10 protein-coding genes are annotated in these 9633 nt (G+C 71.2%); 7 read left to right on the top strand and 3 right to left on the bottom strand.

What is annotated here, in order from left to right; genetic code table 11:
- Positions 1 to 63: 63 nt before the first annotated feature.
- Entirely contained in the window at positions 64 to 1497 is a 1434-nt protein-coding gene (gene proS, locus K8556_RS16730) for a proline--tRNA ligase (protein ID WP_223741070.1), read from the bottom strand.
- Positions 1498 to 1624: 127 nt separating this feature from the next.
- Between proS and K8556_RS16735 the strand changes: the two genes are divergently transcribed.
- From K8556_RS16735 to K8556_RS16745, 3 genes are all read left to right on the top strand, one after another.
- A complete protein-coding gene (locus K8556_RS16735; RefSeq protein ID WP_223741071.1) occupies positions 1625 to 2320 on the top strand; it encodes a DUF4336 domain-containing protein in 696 nt (231 codons plus the stop codon).
- Positions 2321 to 2438: 118 nt separating this feature from the next.
- Entirely contained in the window at positions 2439 to 3053 is a 615-nt protein-coding gene (locus K8556_RS16740) for an MXAN_6652 family MXYO-CTERM-anchored protein (RefSeq protein ID WP_223741072.1), read from the top strand.
- A gap of 96 nt (positions 3054 to 3149) precedes the next feature.
- The gene (locus tag K8556_RS16745; RefSeq protein WP_223741073.1) at positions 3150 to 4067 is read left to right on the top strand and encodes an endonuclease/exonuclease/phosphatase family protein; all 918 of its coding nucleotides are present in this window, start codon (positions 3150 to 3152) and stop codon (positions 4065 to 4067) included.
- 3 nt (positions 4068 to 4070) lie between these two features.
- Here the strand turns inward: K8556_RS16745 and K8556_RS16750 are convergent, their stop codons facing one another.
- Positions 4071 to 4634: a hypothetical protein gene (locus K8556_RS16750; RefSeq protein WP_223741074.1), complete on the bottom strand. Its 564-nt coding sequence runs from the start codon at positions 4632 to 4634 to the stop codon at positions 4071 to 4073.
- A gap of 219 nt (positions 4635 to 4853) precedes the next feature.
- Between K8556_RS16750 and K8556_RS16755 the strand changes: the two genes are divergently transcribed.
- A complete protein-coding gene (locus K8556_RS16755) occupies positions 4854 to 5486 on the top strand; it encodes a YdcF family protein (RefSeq protein WP_223741075.1) in 633 nt (210 codons plus the stop codon).
- A gap of 6 nt (positions 5487 to 5492) precedes the next feature.
- Here K8556_RS16755 and K8556_RS16760 read toward each other — a convergent pair whose 3' ends face one another.
- On the bottom strand, positions 5493 to 5978 hold the full coding sequence (locus K8556_RS16760; protein ID WP_223741076.1) for a MarR family transcriptional regulator: 486 nt from the start codon (positions 5976 to 5978) through the stop codon (positions 5493 to 5495).
- Positions 5979 to 6067: 89 nt separating this feature from the next.
- Between K8556_RS16760 and modA the strand changes: the two genes are divergently transcribed.
- The 3 genes from modA to modC all read left to right on the top strand — a co-directional run bounded on the left by modA (position 6068) and on the right by modC (position 9141).
- Positions 6068 to 6949: a molybdate ABC transporter substrate-binding protein gene (gene modA, locus K8556_RS16765; protein ID WP_223741077.1), complete on the top strand. Its 882-nt coding sequence runs from the start codon at positions 6068 to 6070 to the stop codon at positions 6947 to 6949.
- A gap of 316 nt (positions 6950 to 7265) precedes the next feature.
- Complete coding sequence (gene modB / locus K8556_RS16770; RefSeq protein WP_223741087.1) at positions 7266 to 7943, top strand: molybdate ABC transporter permease subunit; 678 nt, start codon at positions 7266 to 7268, stop codon at positions 7941 to 7943.
- Positions 7944 to 8070: 127 nt separating this feature from the next.
- On the top strand, positions 8071 to 9141 hold the full coding sequence (modC, locus tag K8556_RS16775) for a molybdenum ABC transporter ATP-binding protein (RefSeq protein ID WP_223741088.1): 1071 nt from the start codon (positions 8071 to 8073) through the stop codon (positions 9139 to 9141).
- Positions 9142 to 9633 lie beyond the last annotated feature (492 nt).

Here is a 9633-nt window from a genome sequence, read left to right on the forward strand (position 1 = left end):
GAATGACAACGGGGCCGGGAGTCGCCTCCCAGCCCCGCGGATGCGGCGGACGCGCTCCCCGGCTCAGTACGCCTTGGAGAACACGATGCGGCCCGGCGAGGGGTTGCCGGTCAGCACGCACTTGCCCGGCTCCTGCTTGAGGCTGAACGGGCGGCAGCGGGTGGTGAGGCCCGTCTCCTCCTTGATGCGCGCCTCCGTCTTCGGGTCCAGGTCCCAGTGCGCCAGCAGGAAGCCGTCCTCCGCGCGCGCCTTCAGCTCCTCGTAGGAGTTGACCTCGAAGGTGTGCGAGTCGCGGAAGTCCCTGGCCTTCTGGAACAGGTCCTTCTGCATCTGGTCCAGCATGGCCTGGGCCTTGGCGACGGCCTCGTCCAGCGACACGAACTCCTTCTGGCGCAGGTCGCGGCGCACCATCACGCACGAGCCCTTGGCCAGGTCCTTGGGCCCCAGCTCGATGCGCAGACACGTGCCGATGAGTTCGTGCTCGTTGTACTTGAAGCCCGGGCCCTTCGTCTCGTCGTCGTCCACCACCACGCCCAGGCCCGCCTTGCGCAGGTCCGCGGCCAGCGCGTGCGACTTCTCCATCACCTGCGTCTTCTCCGCGTCCGTCGCCTTGCCCGCGATGGGGATGATGACCACGTGCGTGGCCGCGATGCGCGGCGGCACCACGAGGCCCGCGTCATCCGAGTGCGTGAGGATGAGGCCGCCGATGAGGCGGGTGGAGGAGCCCCACGACGTCTGCCACACGTGGTGCACCTTGCCGTCGCGGCCCTGGAACGTGGTGTCGAAGGCCTTGGCGAAGTTCTGGCCCAGGTTGTGACTGGTGCCCGCCTGGAGCGCCTTCTTGTCCTGCATCATGGCTTCGATGCTGTACGTGCGCAGCGCGCCGGCGAACTTCTCCGACTCCGACTTGCGCCCCGGCAGCACGGGCATGGCCATGTAGTCCTCCGCGAACGTGCGGTAGACCTCCAGCATCTGCAGCGTGCGCTCCTCCGCGTCCGCCTCCGTCTCATGGCAGGTGTGGCCCTCCTGCCAGAGGAACTCCGTGGTGCGCAGGAACAGGCGCGTGCGCATCTCCCAGCGCATCACGTTGGCCCACTGGTTCACCAGCAGGGGCAGGTCGCGGTAGCTCTGGATCCACTTGGAGAAGCTGCGGTTGATGATGGTCTCGGACGTGGGCCGGATGACGTACGGCTCCTCCAGCTTCGCGCCGCCCGCGTGCGTGACGACCGCCAACTGCGGGTTGAAGCCCTCCACGTGCTCGGCTTCCTTCTTGAGGAAGGACTCCGGGATGAGCAGCGGGAAGTAGGCGTTCTTCACGCCCGTATCCTTGAACATCTTGTCCATCGTCCGCTGGATGTTCTCCCACAGCGCGTAGCCGTTGGGGCGGATGACCATGCAGCCCTTCACGTCCGAGTAGTCGGCGAGCTTCGCCTTCTGGACCAGGTCGACGTACCACTCGGAAAAGCCCTTCTCGCGGGGCGTGAGCTTCTCGGCCATGTGCTTGGGAACCTTGCTAGGGGATGGAAAGTGGGGGTTGCCTACGCTGGGATGTTCCGGAAATCAACGCCGGACGCAGGCCGGACTCGTCCCCTGGACGCCGTCCATGCTTGGAAAACGACCCGCCATGCCCACGCCCCCTGACACCTCGCCCCGCCAGCTCGCTGACGGCGTCCACGTGTTCGACGCCCCCTTCTCCCTGTTCGGCGTGCCGGTGGGCGGCCGCATGACGGTCCTCCGCCTGCCGGACGGCGGGCTGTGGGTGCACTCGCCTGTCGCCTTCACGCCGGAGCGCAGGGCCGCCGTGGCCGCCCTGGGCCCCGTGCGCTTCCTGGTGGCCCCCAACCTCTTCCACCACCTGCACCTGCCGGACTGGGCCGCGGCCTTCCCCGGCGCCCGCGTGGTGGCGCCCCGGGGGCTGCGCGCGAAGCAGCCGGCGCTGCGCATCGACCTGGAGCTGGAGGACCTCCCGGACCCCGCCTGGGCCCCCGTGCTGGAACAGATGCACGTGCGCGGCATGCCCCAGCTCAACGAGTTCCTCTTCTTCCACCGCCCGTCGCGCACCGCGCTCGTCACCGACCTGGCCTTCCACTACGCGCACGCGGAGGGCCTCAAGCTGCGCGCGTACCTGTGGCTGGACGGCGTCCTGGGCCGGTTCGCCGCCCCGCGCTTCCTGCGCCTGTTCACCAAGGACCCGGAGGCCGTGCGCGCTTCGCTCCAGCGTGCGCTGAGGTGGGACGTGGAGCGCGTCATCGTCTGTCACGGCCAGGTGCTGGAGCACGGCGCCCAGAAGGCCCTCCACGACGCCTTCTCCCGGCTGTAGGTCGCGGTACGCCCTGCCTCCGCGTCGCAGGGGAGTGTCACCTGCTGCACTCCACGCCGCGCTGCGCTACAAGAGGACCTCCCTCTTTTTCCTGAGTTCCCCCCAGGAGGTCCATTCCATGCGGTCCATTCTTCCGTCCGTGGGCGCGGTCGCGGTGTGCCTTGTCGCGGGCTCCGCGTTCGCCAACTCCACCGGCATCAGCGGGCGCAGCGGCAAGCAGAGCGTGTCCTGCACCGCGTCCGGCTGCCACGGCGGCGGTTCGAGCACCCCCACGGTGACGCTGGAGGGGCCCACGGCGCTGACGGCGGGCCAGACGGGCCAGTACTCGTTGATCATCACGGGCGGCCCTGGCGCGAAGGCGGGCATGAACGTGGCCTCGGACGGCGCGACGCTGACCGCGGGCTCGGGCACGAAGGTGCTGAACGGCGAGCTGACGCACTCGCTGCCCAAGGCCTTCTCCAACGGCTCGGCGCGCTTCGACTTCTCGCTGGTGGCCCCGGCCACCAACGGCACCTACAAGGTGTACGCCGCCGGCAACTCCGTGAACGGCGACACGGCCGCCACGGGGGACGCGCACGCCAACGCCACGCTGGACGTCGTCGTCACCGGCGGCAGCGACCCGGCGCCCATCAAGGAGGACGAGGGCGGCTGCTCCGTGGCCACCGGCGGCGCTCCCGCGGCGCTCATCGCGGTGTTCGCGGCGCTGGCCGCGCGCCGCCGCCGCCGGTCCTGAGCCGGGGCCTTGGGCCCGCCTGCCCTCCGGCCGGGCCCCGGGGGGCGGGACGACAGCGCGAGGGCGGGCGGCCTACCATCGCCCCCCCTGATGCGAATGACGCGAACGAGCCCCCTGCTGACCGCCCTGTTCGTCGCGGGAACCCTGGCCTGTGCCTCCGGTCCCGTGCGTCCCACCCTGTCCTCGGGCACCACCCCCGTCGCCGCCGCCCCCGCGCGCGACCCGGGCGCCCTGCGGGTGATGACCTTCAACATCCAGTCCGGCCTCAAGGGGCTGGAGCAGGTGGCGGAGGTCATCCGCCAGGAGGGCCCGGACGTCGTCGCGCTGCAGGAGGTGGACGTGGGCTCCACGCGCGCGCGCGGCGAGGACCAGGTGGAGCGGCTGTCCGCGCTCACCGGCCTGAAGTACCGCGCGCACTTCGGCACCACGCGGCTGTACGGCGGCGCGTACGGCATCGCGCTCCTGTCGCGCCACCCGTTCCAGTCCCTGGCGCAGTACCCGCTGCCCACGCCGAGGGGCGCGGAGCCGCGCACGCTGGCGCACGCCGTGCTGGACGTGGACGGGCGCGAGGTGAGCGTCTACGCCACGCACCTCATCCGCCGGCCCTTCAACGGCGCGGCGCGCGTGCGCCAGAGCGTCTTCATCTCGCGGCTGCTGGCGAAGGACACCCGGCCCCGGCTCCTGATGGGGGACCTGAACGACGACCCGGACTCGCGCCCGGTGCGCCTGTTGCGCCGCCAGCTCCAGGACGTGGCGCGCGTCACCCGCTCCGACGGGACGGGCACCTACCCCATGCCGCTGTTCCTGAGGTCCCTGCGCATCGACTACGTGATGGCGTGCGGCGCCTTCACCCCGGTGTCCACGCGCGTGCTGCGCGTGGGCGCGTCCGACCACTACCCCGTGGTGGCGGACCTGCGGCTTCAGCCCTCCCAGGCACCGGTCGAGGCTCCGGTCGTCGTGGCTCCGGCTGGAGCCGCGCCCGCGGGCACGGCCACGGCCGCCTCGGCGCCCTGAGGCTCACGCCGGGGGGGGCAGGGTGAAGCGGTAGAGGACCTCCATGTCCCCCTTGCTGAAGCCCTTCAGCACCTCGTGGTGGATCTCCTTGCGGCCGCTCAGGTACGCGAGGCCCCCGGAGGCGAAGCCCATCACCGCGAGCTCGAAGTAGATGTGCGGCCGGGGCACGCCGGTGATGCGCAGCTCCACGGTGTCGCCCTGCAACTGCGCGGTCAGCTCGCCTTCGGTGAAGTAGCCCTTCCAGATGCCGGGGGTGAACAGGGCGAAGCGGCGGAAGTCGTCCTTGCCGAACATCGTCTTGAGCTGGCCCTGGCCCAGCGCGTACTCGGCGGACTTGATGCCGTATTGCCAGTAGGCCTTGGTGTCGCCGCCGTAGAAGCGCTGGGTGAAGGCCTCGTTGAGGCGGAGGAAGGCGTCCGCCGGGATGCGGGAGACCGGCATGATGAGCTGCCCGAAGATGGGGTCCCGCTTCGCCTGCTCCGCGAGGAAGGCCTTCCACGCCGGTTCGCCGAAGGCCTGCACCGCCATGGTCTGCCGTGCCAGGAATGCGACGCCTTTGACATCCATCCGTATGCCTCCCACCGGCCGCCCCGGGTTCGCCTCGGACCCCGGCCGGGTCATTTGCGCATTGTGTCTTGAGACCCACTCCGGGGCGATACGCATCGCGACAATTCACCGGGTCGTGCGTCCACCTCACACCGTGAAACCTGTCATCGCGGACACACTGCCTCGCTGAAGGCGTATCCGGGGCCGCGGGATGTCCGGTGCAGGACTAGGGTCCTGGCGGTGCGTCCCCTTGCCCTCCTCCCCAGACCCGGACGTGCGCGCCGGGCGGTGCTCCTGTGCGCGGGCGTGCTCACGGGCGGTGTGTTCGGGCTGGCCTGGTGGGTGGACCGCTTTGGCCGGCGCGAGCGCGTGACGGACGCGGACGCGCTGGTGGTGCTGGGCGCGCGGGTGTTGCCGGGCGGCGTGCCGTCCGGGGCGCTGGTGGCGCGCGTGGAGCAGGCGGTCGCGCTGTATCACCGGGGCGTGGCGCCGTGGTTGGTGTTGTCCGGAGGCGTGGGCGCCCATCCGCCGTCCGAGGCGCGAGTGATGCGCGAGCTGGCGGTGGCGGCGGGCGTGCCCGCGTCCGCGTGCGTGCTGGAGGAGGACAGCCACTCCACGCAGGCCAACGCGCGGTTCAGCGCGCGCGTGCTGCGCGAGCGGGGCGCGCGCCGGGTGGTGGTGGTCTCCGACCCGTATCACCTGCTGCGCGCGAGGCAGTGCTTCTGGCGCGAGGGACTGGAGGTGGCCACGAGCCCCGCCCCCATCGCCGGGCGGATGCGCGCGGGGGACCGGGCGTACTGGACGGTGCGGGAGGCGTTCGCGCTGCTCCTGCACCCGCGCCTCCTGTGGGCGCGGGCTCCGGACGGGCGTTGACGGCCTTCAGCTCCCGGACGCGGCGTCCGGCGCGTCCAGCTTGCTGAGCACCTTCTCCAGGACGCGGAAGAGGGCCTGCCGGTCGTCCGGGTCGAGCATGCCCATCACCACGCCCATCGCGCGGTGCATGGAGCGGTCGAGCTTGGCGAAGGTCTGCTTGCCCTTGTCGGTGAGGCGGCAGCGCACGACGCGCCGGTCGGTCTCCCCGCGTTCGCGGACGAGGTGGCCTTCGCGCTCCAGGCGGTCCACGACGCCCGTGACGGTCTTTTCGGTGACGCCCAGTCGCCGGGCCAGCTCGCCCATGGTGAGCGAGCCGTCCAGGCCCAGCCACAGCAGGGCATGCACCTGGGGCGGCGTGAACTGGAGCTGCTCGCAGGTGCTGGCGATGGGGTCACGGAGTGAACGGCGACGACCCAGCGAGAACATCAACTCCTGCAGCCGGTCGATGTCCTTCGAGAGCGCTTCATCCTCTTTATGGATATTCCGTGACACAGAATATTCATTAGCGGCGGGGTGGGAGCGGGTCAACTTGTAGGCTCGGAAAGGGCTCCCGGCGGGGCCGGTGGCGGGAGGAGCGGACGATGCGACATGCGGGGTGGGCGTTGTTGCTGGCGTGGGTGTCGGTGTCCGCGGCGCGAGCGGAGGAGGTGCTGGTGTTCGCGGCGGCGAGCACGACGGACGCACTCCAGGTGCTGGCGCCCGCGTTCCAGCAGGCGTCGGGGCACCGGGTGCGGTTCGCCTTCGGGGCGTCCAGCGACCTGGCCCGTCAGGTGGTGGCGGGGGCTCCGGCGGATGCGTTCCTCTCCGCCGACGAGGCGAAGCTGGACGTGGTCGACCGGGCGGGGCTCGTGCAGGCGGGCTCGCGGGTGGACCTGCTGTCCAACCGGCTGGTGGTGGTGGTGCCGGTGAAATCGGCCGTGAAGGTCGCCGGGCCGGCGGACCTGAAGGGGCTCAAGCGGGTGGTGTTGGCGGAGCCGGCGGCGGTGCCGGCGGGCGTGTACGCGAAGGCGTGGCTGACGAAGGCGGGCGTATGGGCGGAGGTGGCGCCGCGCGTGGTGCCGGCGGTGGACGTGCGGGCCGCGCTGGCGGCGGTGGAATCGGGCAGGGCGGACGCGGGCGTGGTGTACGCGACGGACGCAGCGCAATCGAAGAAGGTCCGGGTGGTGTTCACGGTGCCGGAGGGGGACGCGCCGCGCATCGTGTATCCGGCGGCGGCGCTGACACAGGGCAAGGCACCGGAGGGCGGGCTCGCGTTCGTGCGCTTCCTCCAGACAGAAGAAGCGCGAAAGGAGTTCCGCCGGCTGGGCTTCCTGGACGCGAGCACGGCGAAAGCCGCGCCGGACGCGAGAGTGACGGGCACGGCGCCGGGCAGCTCGGGTGGCCCGGGGCCACTGGATGCAGGGATGCCGCGAGCCGTACCGGCATCGAAGTCCGGAGCTGGGACGCGGAAGGAAGCGCCGTGACGGTGGCTGCTGGCGCGGGTGCTGAGGCCGTAGCCTCGAACGTAGAAGGACGCGCTGTGCCGGTGGCTGCTGGCGCGGGTGCTGTGGCCCTGGCTTTGGACGCGGAAGGAAGCACCGTGATGATGGCTGCTGGCGAGGGCGATGCCGGACGGTGTGGGCACATGGAAGGACGCACCATGATGGTTGTGCCAGGACTGGCGTGTGCCGCGGGGAAGGGCGCCCGTGAGTTCCCTCGCTCCAGTGTTTCGCCGCGATGCCTGGCACCGGTGCGGGTGAGGCATTGCATGGCCTTGGCCACGGGGCATCCCTCGCCGTGATGGACGACGGACTGACAGGGCTGGTGCTGTTCACGGTGGCGGTGGCGGCCCTGTCCACGGTGCTCATCCTGGTGCCGGGCGTGGCGGCGGCGTACGCGCTCGCACGCTGGAGGGGCCCGGGGCGCGGCGTGGTGGAGACGGTGCTGGCCCTGCCGCTGGTGCTGCCTCCGACAGCGGTGGGGCTGGTGCTGCTGGAGTTACTCGCGCGGGACTCGGCGCTGGGGCGGATGCTGGACGCGCTGGGCGTGGAGGTGGTGTTCACGCCGAAGGCGGTGGTGCTGGCCAGCGCGGTGATGGCGTTCCCGCTGCTAGTGCGCTCCGCGCGCGCGGGCTTCGAGGAGGTGGATCCACGGCTGGTGGCCGTAGCGCGCACGCTGGGGGACACGCGCACGCGGGCCTTCTTCCGGGTGACGCTGCCGCTGGCGTGGCGCGGGGTGCTCACGGGCGCGCTGCTCGCGTTCTCACGGGCGCTGGGCGAGTTTGGCGCGACGGTGCTGGTGGCGGGCAACATCCCGGGCAGCACGCAGACACTGTCGCTGGCCATCTTCCAGCGCACGCAGGTGGGGCAGGACGCGGAGGCGCTGAGGCTCGCGGGCGTCTCGGTGGTGCTCGCGTTCGGGGCCATGTACGTGACGGAAGTGGTGACACGGCGGCGCGGGGCCCGGGGGCTCGCGTGAGCCACGGGCCTGCACGCTGGGCGATGCACGTCGTGCGGTCCCGTATGCCCAAGCCGGCGGCTTCGGGATACCGCGTGTCCACGGAGGGTGGACGGGGCACCACGTGGGCAGGGGGCGCGCGCTCGTGATGGAGCTCTCCCTGCGGTTGCCCCTGGCACGCTTCACGCTGGAGGTCGAAGCGCGCTTCACGTCCGCGTCGGTGGCGGTGCTGGGGCGCTCGGGCTCTGGAAAGACGTCACTCCTGGAGGTGCTCGCGGGTCTGCGGCGGGGCGCCACGGGGCGCGTCGTGGTCGATGACCGCGTGCTCCTCGACACGGCCGCTCGTATCGACGTGCCGCCCGAAGCGCGCCGCATGGGCTACGTGCCGCAGGACGCGTTGCTCTTCCCGCACCTCACCGCCGGACAGAACGTGCGCTTCGGCGTGCGCGCCGGACGGCCGTCGCGCGTGGACGAGGCCGTGCATCTGCTGGAGCTGGAGCCGTTGCTGCACCGCTACCCGGTGACGCTGTCCGGAGGCGAGAAGCAGCGGGTCGCGCTGGCGCGGGCGCTCGCGACGAACCCCGCGCTGCTGCTGCTGGACGAACCCCTGGCCGCGCTGGACGTTGCGTTGAAGGAGCGCGTGCTGCCGTACCTCCTGCGTGTTCGCGACGAAGCCCGGGTACCCCTGCTCTACGTCACCCACCAACTCGGTGAGGCACGGGCCCTGGCCCGCGAGGCGCTGCTCCTGGACGGCGGCTTGGTGAAGGCCGTGGGCCCCGCGGACACGGTGCTGGGCACCGTGGCGCGAGGCCTGCTCACCGGTGAGCCCGAGGAGAACATCCTCGAAGGCACCCTGGAACATCCCTCATCCGGAGGCACGCGGCTGCGCGTCACGGAAGACCTGTCGCTCTGGGTGCCGGACGCGCCGGAGCTGCCCCACGGAACCCGCGCCGCCTACGCCGTGCCCGCCGAGGACATCCTCCTGTCCACCGGACCGCTGAGCGGCGTCTCAGCGCGCAACGTGCTCGACGGCACGGTGACGAAGCTGGAGGACGCGGGGGCAGGGGAGTGCGGGACCCACGTGGACGTGACGGGAGTGCACTGGGTGGTCCGCCTCACACACGCCGCCGTGCATGAGCTGCGCATTGCCCCGGGGCTGCGCGTGTACCTCGCGGTGAAGTCCTCCGCCTGCCGCCGCCTGGCGGGCCGGACTTCCTGAGCAGTGGGGCAGAGGCACGTCGAGGAGGTCATGGACCTGAAACGACTCCACAGGACACGCGCCTCGCGGAGTTCAACGGGGAGCCATCTCAGTCCAGGGTGATTTCGCGGACGTCAGGAAGGGCGGAGTCACCGGCAGAGGCGGCCCGCCGGGCGCGCTCGCTCAAAACCTGTCCGACTGTCGGACAGGTTTTCGCCGCACGATGCCTGAACCCGCGAACGTGTCCGACTGTCGGACAGGTTTGCATCGCTCGGGGCTGGAGGGTGCCCCCTTCCAGCAGGCCACGCGGACGGTGGGGGCTCGCGCCCATGTCAGACCCCCATGGTTGGATGGCGATGCTGAGGCGAAGAGGGGGATGGGGATGCACCGGGGCGGGCTCGTGGCGTACGTGGAAGCGCGGATTGAGAGCGATATCGAGGTAGTCACAGAGGGTGTGGAAACGAGAAAGGCGACGTAACGATCCCCGGTGAGCACCACCGAAACGAGGCCGGG

This window comes from Corallococcus sp. AS-1-12 (genome assembly GCF_020036995.1).
Classification (GTDB): Bacteria; Myxococcota; Myxococcia; order Myxococcales; family Myxococcaceae; genus Corallococcus.